The following is a 22917-nucleotide window of genomic DNA, read 5'->3' as shown; positions in this document are numbered from 1 at the left end:
TACCTTTGACTCTTAATTAACTTCGAAATTGCTCTACAGCCTCTGTATATCGAATTGGCAGAACATATTCAAGGTTTTCATGTGGACGGGCAATAATATGAGTAGAGAGAACCTCTCCCCCATTTACCCGCTTAACAGATTCCACGCCAGCCGCAACAGAGGCTTGCACTTCGGAAACGTCGCCTCGCACAATTACAGTGACGCGACCACTGCCAATCTTTTCGTACCCAACTAACGTAACCCTAGCAGCTTTCACCATCGCATCTGCTGCTTCTACCACAGCAGGAAAGCCCTTCGTCTCAATCATTCCAACAGCAATTGGCATTAGTCATCTCCCGCAAAGAAGAATTTGTTAATAAATACAGCTCTTAACTGAAAATTTGGACGGAGAGCCCGATTTAATTTTCAGAAAAGCACCTTTAGAGTTCCCAAGCTTAAGAATACAGGGGATGTCTTTACTTTGACAATATAAAGCAGAATGATTATCTTTAATAAAAAATATAATCCCGACTTATCTTGCAAGCACAATTGTTGAACAATTGCAAGGAATCTAATTCAAGGGAGTCAGAGAATAGCTGAACTCCACCTCTTGTATTCTTCAAGTGAAAGTATCAAGCAGCAAGGTTTTAGACTGAATTAAAAGGCTTATTTATGAGATTTTATAATACCACCGATAAGTACAGGCTTATTTAGATGGATTTCACTCCTCAACATTAGGTTGAAAAGCTCAACACTAATTCAAACCACTTATAGAATTGCAATGTTGTGAGTTTTTTGTCATATTTCGGTTGAGTCCCAAAGGTGCTACGCTCTTTACTAGGAGCAAGGTCTGTAGACGTTGAGCCTAGATACATGTGGGTTGAGGAAAGCTTTGTTTTTCCTTTACGACCGAACATTTGGTGAAAACTACTTACAAAAATCCTTTGTTGCAGTTTTGTCACAATTATTATTCTGACTTAAACGAGTCTTTTAGATTTGCAGTCTGGAGCGATCGAACTTAGCTTCGGGCACAAGCTCTAAAATTTACTTAGCTCATTTAGACCCTAGCGCTTTAATTTAAGGACGATCGTGATGTCTCAGTTCCTGATCCAGACGAGCTGGTGGGTACCTGGGTACGGTCTTATCGGTGCCCTGTTGACATTGCCCTGGTCAGCAGGACTGGTTCATCGTACAGGTCCTCGCCCTGCAGCCTATTTCAACCTGTTAATGACGGCGTTGGCCCTGATCCACAGCGGGGCGTTACTTCAAGCCGTTTGGAATCAGCCGCCTCAGCGTCTCCTGATTCCCTGGCTCAAAATCCTGGATCTGGATTTGTCTTTCACTTTAGAGATCTCTGTGATCAGCGTTGGTGCTGCTATCATCATCACAGCGTTGAGCTTCTTAGCACAGTTTTTTGCTCTGGGGTATTTGGAGAAAGATTGGGCTTTAGGTCGCTTTTATGCGCTGATGGGTTTTTTTGAGGCAGCTATGAGCGGCATCGTATTGAGCGACTCGCTGTTTCTCAGTTACGCGCTGCTGGAGATGTTAACGTTATCGACCTACTTATTGGTTGGTTTCTGGTACGCTCAACCCCTGGTTGTGACAGCTGCTCGCGATGCGTTCTTGACTAAACGAGTGGGAGACTTGCTGCTGCTCATGGGTGTGTTGGTCGTGTTTACACTTGCCGGAAGCTTGAACTTTTCGGATTTAGAAACGTGGGCTCAAACCGCGAATTTAGCACCCTTGACTGCAACCCTGCTTGGTTTGGCTTTGATTGCCGGTCCGACTGGTAAATGTGCCCAATTTCCATTAAATCTGTGGCTCGATGAGGCAATGGAAGGACCTAATCCGGCATCGATTCTGCGGAATTCAGTCGTCGTTGCCTGCGGGGCCTTTGTGCTGATCAAACTTCAGCCTATTCTGGCAATCTCTCCGATCGCCCTGACTGCGCTAATGATTTTAGGCACGATGACGGCAATAGGAGCTTCTCTGGTAGCGATCGCCCAGATTGACATCAAGCGGGCTCTATCTCATACGACGAGTGCTTACCTGGGGCTAGTGTTTTTGGCGGTGGGAATGCAGCAGACTGATCTAGCGCTGCTGTTTTTGTTTACCCACGCGATCGGCAAAGCACTACTGTTCATGAGCATCGGCTCTGTGATTTTGACCACCAACACTCAAGATTTAACTGAGATGGGAGGGCTTGCTGGTCGAATGCCTGCTACCACGAGCAGCTTTGTGGTGGGAACGTTCGCCTCCATTGGGTTACTGCCTCTAGGTAGCTTTTGGTCAATGCTGGAATGGGGGGATAGCTTTTGGAGTTCTCCCTGGTTAGTTGGGGTACTGCTGCTGGTCAATGGATTAACAGCCTTTAACCTGACCCGCATGTTTGGTCTGGCATTCTGGGGTGAACCGCAAATTAAAACGCGACGGACACCTGAAGTGCCTTGGACAATGGCTGTACCCATGGTGTCGTTAGTCATCATCGCGCTGTTGGTACCTGTGATGCTGCTTCAGTGGCATTTGCTGCCTGCTCTGGAAAACATCAATTTTCTGCTGGTGCTTCTCTTAATTTCATCGGGTATCGTGGGCTGTGGGTTAGGAGGATTCATTTATCTCAATTCGGGTTGGGCAAAGCCTGTCAATCTGGTTGGAAAGCCGATCAGAGATACCCTGGCTTACGACTTTTGGATAGAAAAAGCTTATCGCTTAAGCGTTGTTTTGGGAGTTGTTCAGGGGTCAAGACTGACTGCTTGGCTTGACCGCTATGTAGTAGATGGCATGGTTAACCTGGTTGGGGTGGTTTCTTTGTTTACGGGCGAAAGCTTGAAGTACACCATCTCTGGGCAGTCGCGTAACTATCTGCTAACCGTTTTTGTGGGAGTGATACTCACCTTCATGGCGCTGGTTTGGTCTTTTCACTTTCCTTATTCCATTGCCCAAAGTTTATTTGGACATTAGGTTAGGAGAGTTAATTGACGAGAGGCTGGTCATCTTGGCGTTGAATTGTCTAGGTTGAGCTAAATGCAGGGGTTTAAGGAGTAGCTTGTACGATGTTGAGTACCTTGATTTGGGCACCCGTTTTGGGAGCTACTGTAATTGCCTTTTTACCTCAGTTTTCCAATTCTGAGCGGGCCCGTCAGGCTGCTCTGGCGATCGCCATCTTTACTTTAGGATGGACTGTTTTTCTCATTACTCAATTTGATATCAGCAATGCAGGCTTGCAGCTTCAGGAGACGCTCCCCTGGGTTGAGCCGTTAGGGTTAACTTACCGATTGGGAGTGGACGGGCTGTCCCTTCCGCTGGTCGTGATGAATAGCTTCCTGGTCGTGATAGCTGTTTATAGTAGCGATCCAAAAATTAACCGTCCCCGACTTTACTATGCCCTCTTCCTATTGCTAGGGTCCGCCGTAGCAGGTGCATTTCTAGCTCAAAATTTGCTGCTATTTTTCCTGTTTTATGAGCTGGAGTTGATTCCTCTGTATCTGCTCATCGCCATCTGGGGTGGTGCAAGACGGGGATATGCAGCGACTAAGTTTTTAATTTACACCGCGACCTCTGGCATTTTGATTTTGGCTGCGTTCTTTGGGCTGACTCTGCTCACAGGCGTATCCACGTTTGACTATGCGGCTTTACAATCCCAAGCTTTGCCGCTAGGAACGCAAATCATTCTGTTAGTGACGCTGCTGATCGGTTTTGGCATTAAGATTCCGCTAGTGCCACTGCACACTTGGCTGCCCGATGCTCACGTTGAAGCTTCTACCCCAACATCAGTTCTTTTGGCAGGTATGCTGCTGAAATTGGGCACCTATGGGTTGCTGCGTTTTGGCTTAGGGCTGTTTCCTGAGGCTTGGCGAGTTTTGGCTCCCTGGTTAGCAGCGATCGCTGTCGTCAACGTTCTCTACGGCTCTTTTGTCGCGATCGCTCAAACCGATATGAAGAAAATTGTGGCCTATAGCTCGGTGGGTCACATGGGATTCGTGATTCTAGCCAGTGCCGCTGCCACGCCTTTGAGCATTTTGGCGGCAGTCGGGCAAATGGTTAGCCACGGGTTAATTTCAGCCCTTTTATTTCTGCTGGTCGGTGTGGTTTATTCCAAAACTGGAACTCGTGATGTCACTGTTTTGCGGGGACTATTAAACCCAGAGCGCGGTTTGCCTCTAATCGGTAGCCTGATGATTGCAGGCGTAATGGCAAGTGGGGGGATTCCCGGGATGGTTGGGTTTGTCGCCGAATTTGTTGTTTATCGCAGCAGTTTTTCGGTCTTCCCAGTACAGACTTTGCTTTGCGTGCTAGGAACAGGACTAACAGCGGTTTACTTCTTGAATCTGGTAAACCGAGCCTTTTTTGGTAGACTGCCTGAGAATTTAGCAAACTTACCTCGTGTTTACTGGCGCGATCGCTTACCGTCAGTTGTGATGACAGTATTAATCATCTTCTTGGGGTTGCAGCCGAGCTGGTTATATCGCTGGAGTGAAGGAACCTCTGCAGCTCTGGGTAGGCTAACGCCAAGCCCCACCATCAGTCACTTGGCTCCATCACCCCTGATTGAAACTGTAGCTGTCAACCCACCTGAAATTGAACTAGTCTCCACACCTGCCTTTGAAAACTTTCAGCATTCAGCTCTATCCTTAGAGTAGAAATAAACCTCACCGATCTTTCCTGCCCCCAGTTGAATCGAAGATTGGCACTTAAACTGCGATCGCCCAACAGCTTTTTAAGAGAATAGCTTTTTAAGAGAAACCTAATGGTAAGTCTGACTCAGCAACCTTCTACCCACCCCCTAGCGGACATGATTCATTATCTGGAATCAGGAGGTGCTCTATTACCTGACTCCCCCGACAATGTCTTAGAGGTAGTCGGCGTGTTGAAAAGCTACGGAGTTGTGTTGGACGCTTATTCGCGTAATTTAATCTACATCGCCGAGCAACAGTTTCTCGTTTTATTTCCTGCCTTTAAGTATTTCGATGGCGAAGTTTCGCTCAAAAAGCTGCTGCGACACTGGTGGCACGATCGGATCAACTACGAATATGCAGAATACTGCATGAAAGGGATGCTGTGGCACGGTGGCGGCGGATTGGATGACTACCTGGATTCTGCTGAGTTTAGTCAACGAACTGAGGCAGCGATTCAGGCTAAAGTTGGTGGCACTCCAATGCAGTTGCTACATAAGCTATTTTCTAACTTTTTGCCAGAGCAAGTGCGGCAACTGGCTTATTACAGCGGTCTGGGACAGTTTTGGCGAGTGATGAGCGACATGTTCATAGACCTGTCTGATCTCTATGACCAGGGAGAAGTTCAGACGATCGCCGATGTGGTAGCTCACATTCGTGATGCTTTAGTCGAGGCAGCCGCACTGCCCATCACCTACGGTGTCACAATCAGGGGGCAAACTTACGAGATCATTCCCAAATCGGTCGGGCTAACTTTTCTGGCGGATACAGCTCTCCCCTACGTCGAGGCTGTCTTTTTCCGATCATTTCCCTTCTTTGGCACTGTCTCCTACAATGCCCAAGCCCACCAAATTTCAGAAAAGCCAGGTGACTTCAGCTATGGAGCACTATTTGCTGACCCTTTACCCATAGGTAGCGCTGGCATTCCACCAACCCTGCTGATGCAAGACATGCGGCACTATTTGCCTGGCTATCTGCATGATTTTTACATGCAGGGGTTGCGCGGGGAAGATGACCTGCGAGTCAAAATTTGCATCAGCTTCCAAAAATCGATGTTTTGTGTCACCACTGCAACCGTTTTAGGGTTGATGCCACACCCGCTTGACACAACTGACCCAGTGCAGCGTCAGGAAAACCGAACTCATCTAGAGAATTGGATGGATCGCCTTCTAACCTCTCGCTTAGCTGATGTCCAGAGCGAATAAAGTTGGGCAAGCGCTACTGAGCAGAGCGAGCCGATATAGCTTCTGGGGATGGTTCCATTTGCCCTGATGCTGCTAAAGCAGATATTGAGGGCTGTTCTGGAATGGACTTCACCATCGGCACGGGCATGTGTTTCATCTCCCAGGCTTTCAGCAAAATTAGATATTCATAAAACGCTTGGAGTGTACACCAAGCAAGACCTGATCGCCCATCCAGGAAGCCACCCAAAAAAATATACATGTACACAAAGCGAACCAGCGGACGGAACGGAACACGCAAAGACAAATCTTTTAGTGCTCGACGACGCTCGACTTCTGAAGCTCCAAATAATAGCTTCTGCCAATCAACTTTTCCCTGCTCAAGCTGATGCAGCGTCTCAGCTGCTTCATCGGTGGAGTAGCGGTTGTGCTTGTCAATCCAGCGGCTCAAGCCTTTGCTACACGTATAGTGAGGGTAGGTTTCTCGTAAGAATCCTGTAGAACCTTCAGAAACTTCACGCTCGGTGTGCCCATAGTCAGCAAACCACACTTTGCCGTGTCGCAGTAGCCGAAGCTGATAGCGCGGATATTGAGTGCTGCGACGAATCCACTTGCCCAGGAAGATAACTCGTTCAGCCACGTAATAGCCAACGTGTTTGTCACTCTGGATTACCTGCAAACATTCCTGAAACAGTCCCGGAGTCATTCGTTCATCGGCTTCCAGAATGTATACCCAATCGTGCTTGGGGGGAAGCGATTCCAGCATCCAGGTTCGCTGTTTGCCATGACTTTCAAAGGTGTGCTGTACGACTCTTACGGGGTAGCGGTTAGCGATTTCAACGGTGCGATCGCTACTGTAAGAATCAACAACAATTACGTCGTCCGAAAGTAGAGCCGACTCAATACAGTCAGCAATATCAATCTCTTCGTTGTGAGTGAGGATGTAGATCGTAAACATAGTGTCTAACGGTTCAAGCTGAAACGGACGTCAGGCAGAACACACCCCACTTCTGGCAAAATTGGGTAGAAAATTGGCAGAGAGTCAAATTCAGCCTGCTCGATTAGGTTGCCCTAATGCCCTTAAGCCTGACCAGCCAATAATGATGTAGCCAATCGCCAACAGCAAACTGCTGATGCCAATTCGCAATCCTGACTTAAGGGCTTCAGTCCTAGCGGTGCGAAGGGCATCTTCTCGGCGAGTACCAATCTCAGTCTCAAATTGAGTTCGCAGTTCACCAACTCGCTGCTCGATGTACTGGTCTAAAGCTGCTGGATCATCCCTAAACTGCCGCAATAGCTCCGCCTGCTGCTCAGGAACCTGCCCAGAGGCGATCGCCTGCTCCAGCAAATCTTCATTCTCTAGAAGCTGAACAATCTGCTGACGCTGCTGCTGCACCTCAGCATTGAGCCGAGTGCCCAGTTCAGTCTGCGCTTGGTCAGCTTCCTGAGCGATCTGTGCGAGCGATTGCTGACTGTCAATGCGAACATTGTTAAGGTGCAGAGGAAAGATGAGTAGATACAGTAGCCCTAGAAGGCAAGACAGCACCAGTGCCCAAAATTGAAGCGATTGCCAGCTTTTTTGTTTTTGAGGAGCGGTACCCAGATCACTGCCGACCCAAGAGCCAGTCAATAGCAGCGCGATGCCAATCATGGGAATGATTCCCCGATCTACTACTTGCGTCGTGAAACTCAGAAGCCACTGAGTACTGCCATCTCCGCTGAAGTTGTAGGGCATTGGCAGAATGATCATGTCTAGCAGGGAAGCTAGAATCATGACTACACCGACGGTTTTCAGTGCTAAAGAAACGAGTGGCGAGAGTTGGCGGCGATTAATCGCTTTGGGTGAACTCATAATAAATTTACGTTGCTGTCCGTTTCAAATTTAAGCGGGATAGTACCCAGCTTAGGATACCAACCAAAGGGGCACTACAGACCACGCTAATCTTGAAGGCAGGGAGTTGGGCAAGGAATGCTTACGAGTTCACCAGACCTGTCGTAGCCGGACAAAGTCCTTCAACTTGAAAGGTATCTAACTTCTAATATGCCCCCAGAAAATCCTGCCTTAAACATCATGTTCCTCAGTTGACACCTGAAAACCGGAGAGGTAAATGCAATATCTTTCAGCAAGGATGACCAATTCCCAATTAGCTCCTGCTAGAGATGTGACAAAGGCTTGGTAGGGGCACAACACACTGCCTTTAGCCTTCACGCTGTTTGCCTAATAGGTTGCAGAAATCACTACAAAAGCAGGTGAATAGTAAAGATCCTGGCAAAAAAATTGGCATTTTGCACCACTCCGATACAAAATATACGGAAAAAATACATTTTCGGATGTGACAGCTTGAGCAAAATCTGGCGCAGGTCGGGTACGAAACTAGTTTGGGAAAAGGTAGTGAACAACAACTGGAGTTGCGAGTCCCTTTAACAGTTGGTCTCGACGCTGCCAGGTGCAGCTTTGTAAAACCTTTTCAACGCTCGTGTCTTGCATCAGAGCTTCTGTAACGGCAATGTTGTTGCCCTGACTAGTTGCTTGAACTCTAGCCGCCGTATTGACTGTAATACCGAAGTAATCTGGGCGATCGTTGAGAGTGACGCTAATGCAGGGTCCAACATCGATACCGATTTTAAGGATGAGCTGATCTTCTGAGGGTAAAGAGAGTTGCTGGTTGAGGAGGACAATTTGTTGGTGCATAGCGATCGCTGCCCTTAATGCATCAACAGGCGTAGTGAACGCCCCCATGACCGCATCACCGATAGTTTTTACAACAACCCCATTGTGCTCGTTTACAAGCTGAAATAGCAGATCAAAGTGTTTCCGCACCAGATCATAGGCTCTAGAGTCACCCCGACGAGAATAGAGCGCCGTTGAACCTGCTAAATCTGTAAACAGAATTGCTACCCGTCGAATCAGCAAACTTTCGTTGGGCGGGATGGTTTCGCGGGGAAACAAATCGCGAAACGCCTGTAAGGTCAACATTCGGTGCCCAGAAACAACTCCATAGCGACGATCCATCCGAGTTCGAAATTCTGGATCATCGGCTTCGGGTTCCAGTTTGCGGAGCCGTTCGTCGATGCTAAAGGTGACACGAACCTGCTCATCAGCATCAGTCTTGTGAACGTGGTTGCACGCAGGGCAGGTATGAAGCGATCGCAAATCACTGAGATGCTTGGGGCGAAAATCGAGTCCATGACAGGCAGGGCATTCAATTTCCCAGTTGAGTGTAACGATTCCTTCCTTGAGGGCAATGACCAAGATCTGCAGCATTTCCCGTTCAGGGAGTCGCAGATGGGTTGCCAACAGGCGAGGATTTGCTCGATACAGCTCGCGTCCAGGCTGCTCATCCAGGAGATGAGCCAATTTCTCTTGAATTGCCGGATCAACGGCGTAGCTATCCAGAACTGCAACCGCTTTAGCAATAACTTGTTTGCGTACTTTGTGAAGCTTTAGCACTGCCCATTTAATCTCCGTTGGAAGGGATTTTGGTAGTGCGCCCTGATCGAACTCCGTGAAGATGCTTAGAGAAATACTGAGATGCTTTTTATTCTACTGGGCACTGCGGGTTGGTGAAATGAGCGAGTAGCGCTTTGTGACAGGTTGAGACAGAGCGGCTCTCAGTAGATAAACTCCTGTTAGGTTAGGGCTATGGCTATTGGAAGTGTAGGTAATCTCAAACTTACATCTGTAACACGAGTAGGCTGTGCTAGTTTAGCTGTAATTTTTGGAAAGAAAAACTTGTTTCGCCTAGCAAGCCGGTTAGGGCGCATTCTAAAACTGATTGAAAGGGTTGAATTCTGATGAGTAGAAAGGTAGAAGTTCTGCCTGACCGAAGCGCAATTGTGCAGCGATCGCTTGAGCTCGTTCTAGCTAGTCTGCAAAACGCTTTAGCAGAGCGAGGTCAGTTCACGATTGCCCTGGCAGGAGGCAGTACGCCAAAACCTCTATATGAGGCGATCGCCAGCCAAGACCTGCCCTGGGAGAAAATTCATGTGTTTTGGGGTGACGAACGGTATGTTCCTGCTGACCATCCCGACAGCAATGAGGGCATGGCTCGTCATGCTTGGTTAGATCTGGTGGCAATTCCTCCTGCCAATATTCATCCCATCCCAACCGATGAAGCTGACCCTGCGATCGCTGCCCAAAAGCACGAACGCCAGCTTCAGGAATTTTTTCAACTCGGAGCAGGAGAGTTTCCGGCACTGGATGTGGTGCTGTTAGGAATTGGAGACGACGGGCATACCGCTTCTTTGTTTCCTCATACTGAAGCATTAACTGTGCGCGATCGCCTGATCACCGTTGGGAATAAGGACGGACAACCGCGCATCACTTTTACCTCCCCTCTGATTAATCAAGCGCGTACCATCATTTTTCTAGTAACAGGTGCTAACAAGCAGAATGCGCTAACGCATATTTTGGCTGAAACTGGAGACGAAACAACCTATCCGGCTCGGCTGATTCAACCACAAGGGCAACTTTGGTGGCTACTTGATCAGGCAGCAGGCGAGAATCTTGACCCATCCCTGTTTGCCTCGAAATAGAACTTTTTGATTTGATCAGTAGGTTTTTGCCAAAGCGACTCAGAAAGCGACAAAATGGGAATCTGGGGTAGCGTAGGCAAACTTAATTGCTCCTATCAGTTCAGTTAAATTTATCGATGAACTTGTAGAGTAAAGTTGAAAATTCCCTGTTTAGAAGCTGGCACTCCTTTAATAATGTCAATAGAGCGAGAAATGGCATGATTGTCTGTCCTAATTGCAATCACCAAAACCCGGACGGGGCTGTTCAGTGTGAGGCCTGCTATACGCCTCTGCCAATGATGATGAATTGCCCTAATTGCAGTTCGACCGTACAGGCAGATGCCAGCTTTTGTGGACAGTGTGGCTTTAATCTTCGAACGGCTGGAGTCAAAGAGGCTGGAGCTGTAGAGCCACCCCCGACCGTAGCCCCTAGTTTTGAAATTCCTGATTTGCTGCCCGCAGAGCCACTAGTGGAGCCAGAGCCATTGATGGCAAGTGTATCCCATGCTGAGCCAGAAGCAGGTTCAGGCGTTCATTCTCCTGATCCAGTCCCTCCTGCCCCTGTCTCTGAGGGGCAGAATGTTGCCCATTCAGCACCGCCACCGCCGCCGCCACTGCCACTGCCAGATCCCTCGGCTGACTCCAAGACCCAGCTTCAAATTCAGTCGGCGCGTTTGCTACATGTGCAGACAAATGCAACGATTGAGCTGCCTCAAAATTTATCGGTGATTCATTTGGGTAAACCGAATGATCGGATTCCCCCCGATGTGGATGTTTCCGGATTTCCAAATTCTGAAATTGTTTCTAGAATTCATGCAGATATCCGGGTTGAAGGAGGGATTTACTACATTGAAGATGTGGGTAGTTCAAACGGAACCTACATTAATAATGCGCCCCTGCCTATTGGCAATCGCCATCGATTGCGTTCGGGCGATCGCATTGCTCTAGGAAAGGGCGATCGCGTTACCTTTTTGTTTCAGCTTGCTTGATTCAAACCGAAATATTGGTTATGAATAGTCGAATAATTTGTCATTGATAAAGGCAACTCTTAGTCAAAAACTCTTTGCTTTGGTTTTGAGCAAAGCAGCGTAGCATAATAGAAAGTTTCGAATTGGAAGCTTAGCGTTCCCCCGTTTATTCCAGTCCTTCTCAGACTCAAAGTTGCCAGTGTGATTACTCTTTCTCTTTTACATCCACTTAAGCAAATCCCAGTTCAGGTTTGGACTTTTGAGAATGAGTCTGTGATTCGTATTGGTCGCTCGACCGACAATCATGTGATCCTCTATAGTGCAGTGGTGTCTCGCCATCATGTCGAGTTGCGTAGGGTTGGGGCAAACTGGGAAATCCTAAACTTGGGCACAAACGGCACCTACTTAGACGGCAAACGCATCACCCAAGTACCAATTCTGGATGGAGCAGTGATGCGTCTGGCGCGGTCAGGACCCAATATTCAGATTCGGATTGGAACTGAGGCAAACAAGGATTTGCCTAACACCATGACTGGCGATCGCACAATCAGCCAGCGCACAGACTACGCCTTTTCAGATACCGAAATTACAGGACGCAGCAGCGAGCCTCCATCAGAGTTTGGAGATACCGAAAGCGGCATCGAAACGCCAAAGAAAACCGTGTCGTCCGTGGGGATGATTCCGGTACCGCCCCATCTACAAATTTCATCGGAACCTACCAGCGATATTCCGGGAGCGCTTCCTAAACCCCCAAATTCCTTTGGAAGAGTCATCGCCAGCAATGCGCCTAGCGAATTGGATAGCATGGACACGTCTGAGTCAGACTGTACTCACCAGCGGGGGGGCGGTCTGTTTTGCGTTGACTGCGGACAACCGCTACAAGTGCTGCAAACCCTTGGAGACTATCAGCTTGTCAAAGTATTGGGTGAGGGTGAAATTGGCATTACCTACCTCGTCTGGCGAAATGGTCAAAATCTGGCGCTAAAGACGCTGAACCCAGACTGGATTGGTAACCCCAAGGCGCAAGCTGCGCTGGAGTGCGAAGCAGAGATCTTACGGCAGATCAACCATCCCCAGATTCCCCGGTTGGTTGATTTTTTTGCGATCGCCCAGCGCCCCTGCCTGGTAATGGAGATGATGACTGGCAATACAGTCGCCCAACAGGTGATGGCAGAAGGACCAATTCAGTTCCATCAGGCAATCGACTGGATTTTAGAAATCTGTGGACTGTTAGATTATTTGCACACCTTTACGCCACCGATTTTACATCGCGGAATTCGACCGACAAGCTTGATTTACCAGAGCGCCCCGTTTGCCGCAGGGGAAATGGCCCTGGTTGATTTTGGGGCAACCAAAGCCGTCGTTTTGGGACAAGAAACCCCAGCTGGCTCTACAGGTTATTCTGCCCCTGAGCAGCTAGACATCAATGCGACTCCTGCGGTTGACCTGTACGCTTTGGGGCCCATGCTGGCATTTTTGCTCACGGGTCAAAATCCAATTTCTTTCTATGGCGATCGCGGGGAAGGATATCGATTTTATGCAGAGTCGGTGCCCAATGTACCTCCTGCAATTCAAGCCGTAATGCAGAAAGTCACTGATCCTGATCCTGAACAACGCTTTGCATCAGCAAATTTATTAGCCGATGCGCTGCGGCAAGCGGTTCAACACATTCAGCAATAGAACTAATTCCATCGAATTGCTGAACTGTCCTTGAACCCGATTGCGCTAAATTACCTCTGAGCCAGAGCGAAAAATAGGGGAGCAGTAGAGGCAGAACTATGGCGCGAGGAGATCAAATCTACGTGATGCGTCCGTTTCTTGGGCAAGACGGGATCTACGAGCATCATGGCATTGACTGTGGCGACGGGACGGTGATTCACTATCGCAAGGCTGGGGAAGCAACTATTAGCCGGACTTCTATAGAGTCTTTTGCGGCGGGCAATCCAATTTTTGTGAAGCACCAGCCAAAAGCTTATATTCCCGATATTGTCATGCAGCGGGCTGAAAGTCGTCTGGGGGAGCAGCAATATAACCTGGTTTCAAACAACTGTGAGCATTTTGCCAACTGGTGCAAGACTGGAGTGAATGAAAGCCAGCAACTTAACAACTTTGGCTTGGGCATTGGCGGTGTAGGTGCAGCAGCAGCACGGGGGTTGATTCAAGAGGCTGCAACGGAGTCTGATCCGATTCAATCAATTCACCTTTCGGATCATGCGCTGCAAAATATTGCGATCGCCAAGGCTCAGCTTCAGCCGCAATATGACCGAACTCAAGCGGATGCAGAAACCTGGCATCGGGTTGCCCAACTTGCCCTGAAGCAAGGCAAGGAAGAACGAATCGTCCGAGCGGCTCTAGAGCGAAAGGTTGCCGCAAAACGACGAGCCGCAGACTTTAAAGTACAGATTGATCAACTGAGCACAATGGAAGCAGACTTGCTGCGAAATCAATTAGTTTTGCAGCAGAGAATGGTTGCTCCTTCAGTGTAATTTTCAGTTCTACGAATTAGGGATGAGCGAATTTGCCTCTCGTGCGGTCAGGGTTTTGTTGTAAATATCTGCACCCGGTTCTTGAATGCGGCTGTTATGTAACGAACCTGTGTCTACTGGAGCAAAACCGATCGCTTCGATTAGCTTAGAGACAGTCTGTTTTGCTTCAGCATCGTCTCCAGCAATAAAGATAGCTCGTCGTTCTTCTAGAGGCTTGGTCAGATCTCCTTGCTCTCGTAGATGAACCCAATAAATCGTATTGAATGCTTTGATCACTTTCACAGCGGGCAAGTGACTGGCAATAAATTCGCTGTGAGTTAGCCCTTGCAGGTCGATTACGCCATCGCGATCGGGGTAATAGTTGCCTGCATTGACCAGGATCTTGCTTTTGAGCGTTTCTGCTGGCAAGTCAGCGTAACGACCAAACGGAATTGCCTCAATCACAATTTCTCCAAATGTGGCGGCTTCTGTCACTGTTGCCGCGTGAGCGTTCGGACCAAGCTGGGTGACTAGCTCTTGCAAAGATTCTGGACCTCTGGAATTGCTGATGGCGATCGCATGACCCGCACGAGTCAGCAGTTCAGCTAAGGTCGCGCCAATGTTTCCTGCACCAATGATGCCAATGTTCATAACATACTCCAATCGTTGTTTTGTTTACCCACTCTTGTAGCTCTAGAGATGTGTATTCTCAAGCAGCGTTCAACCACAGAGCCAGATTTCGCATATAAGTGTGAATGTCTTCGAGGGCTTGAGGGTTTTGAGCAATGCCGTCTCCGACGGGCTCAGACACAAAACTAGGACATCCAAAATTCGGATTCCAGTTGTAGTCACAGAAGTGATGAAAGGTAGACTCAGCCACCGCTCGCCCCAATTTGTGACCTGAAGAATCCACTGCCTGCTCAAAGATCACTGCCAGAGTGAATGGACGACTGCTGATTTTGCTGGTGCCCGTAGCGATCGCCCTAATACTAGAATCTCCATTCAGCGGGACACCCACAGCACCCTCATGGGGATGAGCGGGTAAATATTGAAGGGCTTCTCCTGTAGGACGCAGCAAAAGCTCATGCAGCGGTTCCGTTGGCTGGATCACCTGATAATCTCCGTTTTGCCCAGAGTGATAATTCGGCCAACTGATTGCTTGCGTCTCCTGGTCGTCCCGCTGCTGCCGCTCTAGCTCCGGCTCCGGATTCTGGCTGTGAAAGAAATGAGCAGAAGCGAGGGGCTGGCAAGCTCCACTGAGTTTGCCTAATGAAGAGCCTAAATCCTGGTGATCGCGGGTGGTCAGGACCGCCCCGCCTCGTTGCCGAAACCGCTGAATGCCTTCACAATCTGCTGTGCTTAAGCCATCCCCCACATCCACGGCGAACAGCCAAAGCTGACTAAAGTCTGACTGATCGAGGTTACTTAATACCGGGTCGTTGCCCTGCTGATCAGGCTGTCGATCTCGCGCTGTTACCTCAAAGAGAGGTTTTCCATTCACATCAGTGAGAGAGGCAAGGTAGTCCTGCAATAGGGAGAATCGCTCAATTGCCCAATCGTCAGGGTGAGTTTGAATCGTTGTCTGTAGCAGGATCTGACTAACCATATGAGATCTCTTCTCAAGCAAAATACAACTACAGAAATCCTATTTGATCTCTAAAGGTTATAGGCTTGCGTAACCTTTTGGATACCGAGATCTTGCGCCCATAGCATTCACACTCCCGTTACTTGAGAATCAATGGGGTCAGAACAGGAGCCATCAACATCTCAAATTCCAGGTTGGTCGCACTCACAACGTTTTCAACAATTTTGCTGTCCCGAAGACGCATCACATGAGTTTCAATGAATGTGATGTCTCGATTGGTTGCGGCTACACCAAAGAAGCTTTTGGCGTGGGTTTGCATTGAGCGAAATCGAACGACGACGCGATCTCGAAGAGATACCCGCAAGGGGTCGCCCACCGCAAACATATCTTCGACAATCATCTCCGAACCCGGAACAGGCGGAAATGCATCAAAAAAGCTACTAAAAATCTGCTTGTACTGCTCACGTCCGTCAATTGGTCCATCTGGCTTTAGTCCGGTGATTGCTTGTACGTTTTCATCAAGGACATCTGCCGCTATGGTCATGTTGCCTTTGCCCAAAAATTGTTCGACAAAGATACGGGCAGTTGCCAGGTTCTGTTCTTCCGTTAGAGTCATGATTAATTTTTCTTGCTGTCGTTGTGTCGTGTTTTGATTCCAAGGTGAATTACCAGGGAAGCGCGATCGCTCCTCCAAACTTCCGCATTTCCGCAAAAAACTTACCCTGTGGGCCACCTTCTGGCAGGGTTGCCAGATACACGGCAGTTTCGGCTCCTTCAGCAGCAGTAAATGGTGCGCTGGAACCGCCCATATCGGTTTGCATCCAGCCAGGAGAATAAACATTAACCAGAATATTTGTACCTTGAAGCTCCTTTGCCAGGATTGCCGTCAGTCCATTCACTCCAACTTTTGAGAGGCGGTATGAAGGAGCTAACGGATAGAAGAAATCGTCACCTATTGACGTGAGAGAAGCCATCTCAGTTGAGACGTTAACGATCCGCCCGTAATTTTGGGCTTTCATGAATGGCAGCAGGGCTTGGGTGATACGAAAAACTGCCAGCACATTTGTTTCAAAGGTTGACCGCATCGTTTCTAGCTGAACGGTGAGCAGACTGGCTTCTTCTGGCTGTGCCGTTGGATTAATTCCGGCATTGTTAACCAGAATGTCAGCTCTGCCGTAAGTTTGCTGTAACCAGGTGGTGAACTGCTGCACACTTACGTCGCTTGTCACATCCAGAGGGTGAAAGTCTACCTGAATGTTTTCCTGCGATAGTCGCTGTTGAGCTGCGCGACCGTCTTGCTCTTTGCGACTGGTCACGATGACCTGAATTTCTTTTTGTGTCAATTGGCGGGCGATCGCATATCCCAGTCCTTTATGGCTACCCGTAACTACTGCAACTCTCTGGGTCATAGGTCGTTAATGCGGGTGAATTTGCTCCACCGCCACCGTATCAACCTCTAAACTAGTGAGCAAGATGATTTTTGAGATGAATAGTATCAATGAAATCAATAAATCTGGCAGCGATTGATCTAAACCTGCTGGTTGCCTTTGAAGCTCTAATGGAGCAGCGCAATGTGACCAAAGCTGCCGAACAGCTTCAGATTGGGCAACCTGCCATGAGTGCATCGCTGAATCGCTTGCGGATCTTGTTTGAAGATGAGTTGTTTGTGCGGTTGGGAAGACAGATGCAGCCAACGCTCAAAGCACAGGCGATCGCTCCCGGCATTTTGGCAGCGCTGCAACAGATTCGCCAAACCGTAACTTCGAGCCAGTCATTTGAGCCAGTTTCTAGCGATCGCACCTTTGCCATCGGCAGTTCAGATTACAGCAGTTTGGTTTTGGTGCCGCCGCTACTGGAGTTTAGTCGTCGAACTGCACCGTCCATCAACTTTCACATGATTGGTTATGAGAAAGACGACGTAGGTGAGTTGTTAGAACAAGGGGCGATCGAAGTTGCGTTAGGGGTTTTTCCAAACCCGCCTCGCCAAACCGACTGGGAGCCTATTTTTACAGAACGATTTGTCGGAATTGCCCGTCTGGGGCACCCCGCTCTAAAGCATGGAACAATGGATTTGGAAACCTTTGCGTCTCTATCTCATGCGCTGACCACGCTGCGGCGAGACAGCATCGGTGCAATTGATCAAGCGCTGAATGGGCAGAACTTAGCGCGTCGGATTGCTTTGACGACCCCTCACATGTTGATTTTGCCGTGTGCGATCGCAGCCGGTGATTTAGTTGCCGCAGTCCCCCATCGCCTTGCTCTGCGGATGGCAGATACTTACCAATTGAAGCTATTTGAACTTCCAGTCAAAACAAAGCCCTGGACAGTTTCAATGGTGTGGAGCAAATTGAGCGATCGGGATGAGGCAGTCTGTTGGTTACGCGATGCCGTTAGAACGGTGTGCAAAACTTTTGATCATGAATAACAATGCGGAGGCAGTACTCACCATGCAATTACTTGCAAGTTGTCTACCTCCTGGAAATGGGCATCGCGTGTTACCAGAATCAGGTCATGTCGTAGTGCAAGGGCCGCGATCCAAACATCATTTTCAGGTAGCGGACGACCTCTGAGCCTCAACTTGTTTTTGACTTCCCCGTATTGCCGAGCAGTTTCAGCATCACACCCCAATATTGTGCTGCTAGAAACAAATTCATCTACTCTGGCTAAATTTGCTTGGACTCGTCCTGATTTTCTTGCACCGTAGCATAACTCACCAATCACAAAACTGGGAATGAAAACTTCGTTTGCTTGAGCAAGATTGTCCCTGACAATCGCTTCATTTGCAAAGAGAGCAATGATGATGTTGGTATCAAGCAAATACTTACCATTCACTAGTATCTATTTGTTCACAATCTTGCTCAATTGCTTCTTGCATCAACCGCAGATCGTCGGGAGGAATTGAACCTGCAAAACGCAGTAGCTGTTGTCCTGGCGTACCTTGCATTTCAACCTTGACTAGCGACCGGGCAAATTCAAGCACCTGCCATTGCAAATGCTGTGGCATGATTTTCAACTGCTCAACTACCTCGTTGATGATAGCGATGTTCATGTTGTCCTCCTTTCCACCATCCTACATTGCTGCACCAGATGAATGGGAAGCAGTGAGTTAGAGCGTGCTATGACTTTTGGCGATCGCCCCCCGCTGCTGCCGAAACCACCCCAACGCCACCAGCACAATCAAAATCATCACTAGCCCTATGTAGTTGACGACTGCCCAGCTAAAACTCTCCAAAAGTCTGCCAGAGAGGAAGGTGGCGAAGGCGACGAAGGCAAACATCAAAAAATCATGCATTGCCTGAGTTTTTGCCCGTTCTACTGGTGTGTATGCCTGGGTGAGCAGGGTGCTGGAGCCAACAAACATAAAGTTCCAGCCGACTCCCAGCAGCAAGAGGGCAACGCCAAAGTGGAGTGCCCCTGTTCCCATTAGGTTGATGGCAATGCATAAACTGCTGAGAATGGCTCCGGCAAGAATAATTCTCAAGGTGCCAAACCGGGCGATTAGAAATCCGGTAAACAGTGACGGTACAAACATCCCCAGTACGTGCCACTGAATCACTGATGCTGCCGTTTCGAAGGAGTGAGAGAAGGCAACCATTGCCAAAGGGGTAGCCGTCATCACCATCGCCATCAGCCCATAGCCCAACATGCTGCCAAAGACAGCGACGATGAAAACAGGTTGCTGGGCGATCGCCCCCAAACTACGCCCGCTCTTTTGCTGCTCTTGCTCAGATAAAGGCGGAATATCAATCCCGCTGAGCAAAACCAGTGCCGCGATTTGCAGAATCACAATCATCACCAAGCAGCCCGCATATTCAGCCGAAGCAGCTTGATTAAGCAGTGGCTCATTTGCGAGAGATGGTTCAACAAACCAATCTTTTGACCAAATGGCTAATCCTGGGCCAGCGATCGCAGCAATAATTCCACCCGATACCACAAAAGAAATAGCCTGACTGCGAAATGCCTCAGTTGCCGCATCTGCTGCCGCAAATCGGTAGTAGCCCACAAATCCGTTGAAACAGCCAAATATCAGCGTTGCTAAACAAAACAGGCTAAAACTAGACTGGAAAATCGCCAAAACGCCCAGTCCCGCCCCCAATGTCCCAATCAGCACTCCGACCATAAACCCTAAACGTCGCCCAACCTGCCGCATCAGTAGTGCCGCTGGAATAGTTGCACACATCGTTGCAAGCTGTAACAGTGCTAGAGGTAGCGTGGCAAGAGACTTGTCTGCCGCTAGAGAAACACCGACCAGGGCCGCTATAGTGAACAGAATAATGCTGCCTGTCATCGCCAATGCTTGACAGGCGACCAGCAGCGATACGTTTTTCTTTGCCTGATTCACGGTTGAAGCGTCCCTGGGAGTGAAGATTGTATGGACAAAAATCATCCCAGGGGTGGAGCGATCGCTACTTCCTGCTATCGGGTCATCACTAGTTCCTGCCGTTGGGTCGTTGAATGATCGTTTCTAGCACGCGCTGCTTGGCATTGGGGTCGATTCCCACCAGGCGAATGTAGTCGCGATCGTGTTCGTTGAGGCAAGCTTCGAGGGCGGCGATCGCCTCTGCTTCGTTCCCTTGAACTGTGGCATAGCTTTGCCAGGAGTTCGTGCGAAAACGGCGATCGCTAACAAACTCAATTCCTAGCTTTTGCCCGCTCCTCAAAATGTCGCGCACCTGCTGCACCATCTCTAGACCCAGCCTGGAACCAGAACTTGACCCTTCGTAGGAAGCTGCACGAGGGAGTCGAGTCGAAGTGTGAGGGTCAAAGTGAATGCTAGAGGAATTAGAGGAATTGGAAGAACTGGGAGAACCGGAACTACCATTGCCGCTGTGACCGTTCGAGGAAGCGGGGGTTGAGCGACTTGATTCTGGGCGATCAGAGGATGACCAGTTTTGCCGGGTGGCGTTTGCAGAAGTCTCTGATAGCTGCGTCTGGTCATCGCGACGAGTTTCGTTGTACTCTCTGCCCAAATATTCCCGCCCCAAACGCATTTGCTGAACGCGCTGCTGCTCTATCACCATCTCGTTGCCCAACTCTTTCAGGTGTGACAGGCTGAAGTCGGGTTTTTGGAACTCGGGGGGGCGATCGTTGCTGTTGACGACACGCAGTGAGACTTGATCGAACCCGACTTCGTGAATGAATTTTCTGACCTGTTCATCGTAGAGGCGCGATCGCAATGCACCAAAAAAGTCGATCGCCTGATTTGGAAATGTATCAACTAGCTGCTCTATATCAGACTGAGGCAATCCATCTTCAGCAAAAATGCCACCAACAATACCAACGCGATCGGGGCGATCAGGTTCCCAGTAAAACTTCTCCATTCGCCCATCCCGCACTAACGGCGCATAGAGCGTCGAAAAGTCATTTCCTGTGACAATAATTGGCACTCGATGCAGCGGCGTAGAGTCATAGCTGCCCGGAAGCTGCACGTTTGTAGGATTATCGGCAATGTTCATCAACGTACCGTTAACCAACTGTGTGTTGACGGTATACTGCGTCGTCGCGTCAAATCGACCCGCCCCAGCATCCAAGTCGTTGATCATCAGGGCGACCATTTTGCCCCGCACCCGAATCAATTCCGCTGCCTCTCGATAGCGCAAGCGAATTAAACGCGCCGAATCGCCCGCATCAGGGCTTTCCAGTTCGCCTGCTGACATGTGTACCACCTCGATACCCATGCGCTCGTAAACCAGTTCACATTGAAATGACTTTCCCTCGCCCTTGCGCCCGTGAATTCCTAGAATCAGCGGCACCCGAACACCGGGCAAATTCAGAAAATTCTTAGTGATATGCACCGCTAACTTGTCAAGAAAGCGGGGTGAAATGTAGTACTTTGACATAAATCTGTTTAACCCTTCCCAACGTATCCCCCATTTTGTTCGCAGGGATACAGCAGGACTAACTGAACGCTCCATCAATAGCCTAGATCAAATGCTTCGACACAACCCAAAATTTTTCTCATTGGTCACATCAGATTTGGCTATCAAGGATTGGTTGGAAAGCACAGGCAACTACTACGGTCATCGCTTCAAAAATTGGATTTTGTCACGAGATAGTTATATCGCCATCGCAATTAAGTCAAATGATTACCTCTTCACCTAGCAGGATTGCAATTCCATTGGTGTGTTCATCACGTCCAACCCTCATACATTGGCAGATAGATTAAGGTTGATTACTGACAAAGGCGGAAGCATTCAAGAGTTTGAGATGAAGCTGGAAAATGAAGGGGGAGCTTGCTGCAAGAGGTAAAGCATGGACAACACTTCTGGTTTGCTTCAACAACGCTACGAGATTCAGCGGCAGCTTGGAAAGAATGCTGGGAGGCAAACGTTGCTGGCTTATGACCGCCAAGAAAACCAACAGGTTGTCATCAAACTATTGACCTTTGACCAGGATTTTGAGTGGGATGATTTGAAGCTATTTGAGCGAGAAGCGGAAACGCTGAAGGCGCTGTCTCATTCCAGCATTCCGCGTTATCTTGACTTTTTTGAGATTGATTTACCAGATGCCAAACAGTTTGCATTAATCCAGAGCTATGTGAAGGGGCGATCGCTCGACCACTTCCTCAAGGCAGGACACACTTTTAGTGAGGCTGAAGTCAAACAGCTGGTGAAGTCCCTATTAGAAATTCTCAAATATTTACACGGACGCAACCCACCCGTGATTCATCGGGACATTAAACCGAGCAATATCATTTTGGGCGATCGCACTGGCAACAGTTCCAACAACAGAATCAAACAAGTTTACCTGGTAGATTTCGGTTCTGTACAAACGCTAGCGACTCAAGAAGGGCGAACCGTCACAGTGGTTGGAACGTATGGCTATATGCCACCAGAGCAGTTTGGTGGGCGGGCGCTTCCGGCTTCTGATTTGTATGGAGTAGGCGCAACGGCGATCGCTCTGGCAACTCGAAAACACCCTGCTGACTTGCCTCAAAAAAACTTACGCATTCAGTTTGAGCCTTTTGCCCAACTCAGTCCTGCTTTTGCGGTCTGGCTAAAACAGATGACTGAACCAACACTCAAGGGGCGGTTTGCCTCTGCTCAGGTCGCTTTAGCTGCTCTGAAGCAATCGAAACATCATTATGATGTTCCAGTTTTAGACGGGAGGGTGATTGGGACTTCTAAATTGATCGTAAATGCGCTTCTACAAAACAGTAAAACAGGGCTTGTTGCAGGTTCCTTGCTAGGCGCATACTTTGGCACTGGCATCCTTCCACTCGTTGGAACGTTTGTAGGTTTTGTAATAGGTGGGTTTGTCGGGTTAGGGCTAGGAATGCTGAATGGACTGTTGCTTGGGCTCTTGACTCGCCTCTATTTCTATCCACTTAAGCGTGCCCGTCGCTATCAGCGATTTGTCAGAAATACCAGTACGCTGGCGATCGCAGTTAGCACACTTGCTCTTATTTGGGGACTGACACCTGCTGCTCTTGAGGCTTACACGCTTTTCCTGACCATAGTAGCTGTCCCTGTGATTGCAGGACTGGCAGCAGGATTAGCCAGTCGAGATTTTGCCCGATGGTATCAGCGAGAGAGTCTATGACAAGGAGTG

General features: G+C 48.8%; 21 protein-coding genes. 9 read left to right on the top strand and 12 right to left on the bottom strand.

Annotation, left to right across the window (positions count from 1 at the left end):
* Positions 1-16 precede the first annotated feature (16 nt).
* On the bottom strand, positions 17-325 hold the full coding sequence (locus H6G00_RS07695) for a carbon dioxide-concentrating mechanism protein CcmK (RefSeq protein WP_190644641.1): 309 nt from the start codon (positions 323-325) through the stop codon (positions 17-19).
* A 746-nt stretch (positions 326-1071) separates the two neighbouring features.
* Here H6G00_RS07695 and H6G00_RS07690 point away from each other — a divergent pair.
* The 3 genes from H6G00_RS07690 to H6G00_RS07680 all read left to right on the top strand — a co-directional run bounded on the left by H6G00_RS07690 (position 1072) and on the right by H6G00_RS07680 (position 5857).
* On the top strand, positions 1072-2940 hold the full coding sequence (locus tag H6G00_RS07690; RefSeq protein WP_190796301.1) for an NAD(P)H-quinone oxidoreductase subunit F: 1869 nt from the start codon (positions 1072-1074) through the stop codon (positions 2938-2940).
* Positions 2941-3032: 92 nt separating this feature from the next.
* A complete protein-coding gene (locus H6G00_RS07685) occupies positions 3033-4619 on the top strand; it encodes an NADH-quinone oxidoreductase subunit M (RefSeq protein WP_190796300.1) in 1587 nt (528 codons plus the stop codon).
* A gap of 107 nt (positions 4620-4726) precedes the next feature.
* Positions 4727-5857, top strand: coding sequence for a CO2 hydration protein (locus H6G00_RS07680; protein WP_190796299.1), 1131 nt, complete (start codon positions 4727-4729; stop codon positions 5855-5857).
* Positions 5858-5870: 13 nt separating this feature from the next.
* On the opposite strand, the gene H6G00_RS07675 is transcribed toward H6G00_RS07680, so the two are convergent.
* The 3 genes from H6G00_RS07675 to H6G00_RS07665 all read right to left on the bottom strand — a co-directional run bounded on the left by H6G00_RS07675 (position 5871) and on the right by H6G00_RS07665 (position 9284).
* On the bottom strand, positions 5871-6791 hold the full coding sequence (locus H6G00_RS07675) for a glycosyltransferase family 2 protein (protein WP_190644645.1): 921 nt from the start codon (positions 6789-6791) through the stop codon (positions 5871-5873).
* A 90-nt stretch (positions 6792-6881) separates the two neighbouring features.
* Positions 6882-7685, bottom strand: coding sequence for an HpsJ family protein (locus H6G00_RS07670; protein ID WP_190644646.1), 804 nt, complete (start codon positions 7683-7685; stop codon positions 6882-6884).
* 522 nt (positions 7686-8207) lie between these two features.
* On the bottom strand, positions 8208-9284 hold the full coding sequence (locus H6G00_RS07665; RefSeq protein WP_190796298.1) for an adenylate/guanylate cyclase domain-containing protein: 1077 nt from the start codon (positions 9282-9284) through the stop codon (positions 8208-8210).
* Between the two features lie 344 nt (positions 9285-9628).
* Between H6G00_RS07665 and pgl the strand changes: the two genes are divergently transcribed.
* The 4 genes from pgl to H6G00_RS07645 all read left to right on the top strand — a co-directional run bounded on the left by pgl (position 9629) and on the right by H6G00_RS07645 (position 13802).
* A complete protein-coding gene (gene pgl, locus H6G00_RS07660; protein WP_190796297.1) occupies positions 9629-10369 on the top strand; it encodes a 6-phosphogluconolactonase in 741 nt (246 codons plus the stop codon).
* A gap of 197 nt (positions 10370-10566) precedes the next feature.
* A complete protein-coding gene (locus H6G00_RS07655) occupies positions 10567-11337 on the top strand; it encodes an FHA domain-containing protein (RefSeq protein WP_190796296.1) in 771 nt (256 codons plus the stop codon).
* Between the two features lie 180 nt (positions 11338-11517).
* Positions 11518-12996, top strand: coding sequence for an FHA domain-containing protein (locus tag H6G00_RS36570; RefSeq protein ID WP_190796295.1), 1479 nt, complete (start codon positions 11518-11520; stop codon positions 12994-12996).
* Positions 12997-13094: 98 nt separating this feature from the next.
* Positions 13095-13802: a lecithin retinol acyltransferase family protein gene (locus H6G00_RS07645; RefSeq protein WP_190796294.1), complete on the top strand. Its 708-nt coding sequence runs from the start codon at positions 13095-13097 to the stop codon at positions 13800-13802.
* Between the two features lie 9 nt (positions 13803-13811).
* Here H6G00_RS07645 and H6G00_RS07640 read toward each other — a convergent pair whose 3' ends face one another.
* The 4 genes from H6G00_RS07640 to H6G00_RS07625 all read right to left on the bottom strand — a co-directional run bounded on the left by H6G00_RS07640 (position 13812) and on the right by H6G00_RS07625 (position 16775).
* Positions 13812-14432 carry an NAD(P)-binding domain-containing protein gene (locus tag H6G00_RS07640; protein WP_190796293.1) on the bottom strand — a complete coding sequence of 207 codons (621 nt, stop codon included), beginning with the start codon at positions 14430-14432 and terminating at the stop codon, positions 13812-13814.
* A 58-nt stretch (positions 14433-14490) separates the two neighbouring features.
* A complete protein-coding gene (locus tag H6G00_RS07635; protein WP_190796292.1) occupies positions 14491-15387 on the bottom strand; it encodes a hypothetical protein in 897 nt (298 codons plus the stop codon).
* A 118-nt stretch (positions 15388-15505) separates the two neighbouring features.
* Complete coding sequence (locus H6G00_RS07630) at positions 15506-15982, bottom strand: ester cyclase (RefSeq protein ID WP_190796291.1); 477 nt, start codon at positions 15980-15982, stop codon at positions 15506-15508.
* 49 nt (positions 15983-16031) lie between these two features.
* Positions 16032-16775 carry an SDR family oxidoreductase gene (locus H6G00_RS07625; protein WP_190796290.1) on the bottom strand — a complete coding sequence of 248 codons (744 nt, stop codon included), beginning with the start codon at positions 16773-16775 and terminating at the stop codon, positions 16032-16034.
* Positions 16776-16864: 89 nt separating this feature from the next.
* Here H6G00_RS07625 and H6G00_RS07620 point away from each other — a divergent pair, with 89 nt between their 5' ends.
* Complete coding sequence (locus H6G00_RS07620; RefSeq protein WP_190796289.1) at positions 16865-17791, top strand: LysR family transcriptional regulator; 927 nt, start codon at positions 16865-16867, stop codon at positions 17789-17791.
* 17 nt (positions 17792-17808) lie between these two features.
* On the opposite strand, the gene H6G00_RS07615 is transcribed toward H6G00_RS07620, so the two are convergent.
* From H6G00_RS07615 to H6G00_RS07600, 4 genes are all read right to left on the bottom strand, one after another.
* Complete coding sequence (locus H6G00_RS07615; protein ID WP_190796288.1) at positions 17809-18198, bottom strand: PIN domain-containing protein; 390 nt, start codon at positions 18196-18198, stop codon at positions 17809-17811.
* Positions 18188-18415: a hypothetical protein gene (locus H6G00_RS07610; RefSeq protein WP_190796287.1), complete on the bottom strand. Its 228-nt coding sequence runs from the start codon at positions 18413-18415 to the stop codon at positions 18188-18190. Before H6G00_RS07610 ends, H6G00_RS07615 begins: the two co-directional genes overlap by 11 nt.
* 57 nt (positions 18416-18472) lie before the next feature.
* Positions 18473-19708 (bottom strand): MFS transporter, encoded by a 1236-nt coding sequence (locus tag H6G00_RS07605; protein WP_347278159.1) that lies wholly within the window; start codon positions 19706-19708, stop codon positions 18473-18475.
* Positions 19709-19796: 88 nt separating this feature from the next.
* Positions 19797-21206, bottom strand: a complete 1410-nt coding sequence (locus H6G00_RS07600; protein ID WP_190796285.1) for a ribulose bisphosphate carboxylase small subunit — start codon at positions 21204-21206, stop codon at positions 19797-19799.
* A gap of 412 nt (positions 21207-21618) precedes the next feature.
* Here H6G00_RS07600 and H6G00_RS07595 point away from each other — a divergent pair, with 412 nt between their 5' ends.
* Positions 21619-22908 (top strand): serine/threonine-protein kinase, encoded by a 1290-nt coding sequence (locus tag H6G00_RS07595; RefSeq protein WP_190796284.1) that lies wholly within the window; start codon positions 21619-21621, stop codon positions 22906-22908.
* The last annotated feature ends 9 nt before the right edge of the window (positions 22909-22917 follow it).

The organism is Leptolyngbya sp. FACHB-541 (assembly GCF_014695875.1).
Lineage (GTDB): Bacteria > Cyanobacteriota > Cyanobacteriia > Elainellales > Elainellaceae > JAAUTN01.
This window is presented reverse-complemented; position numbering and strand designations above follow the sequence as displayed.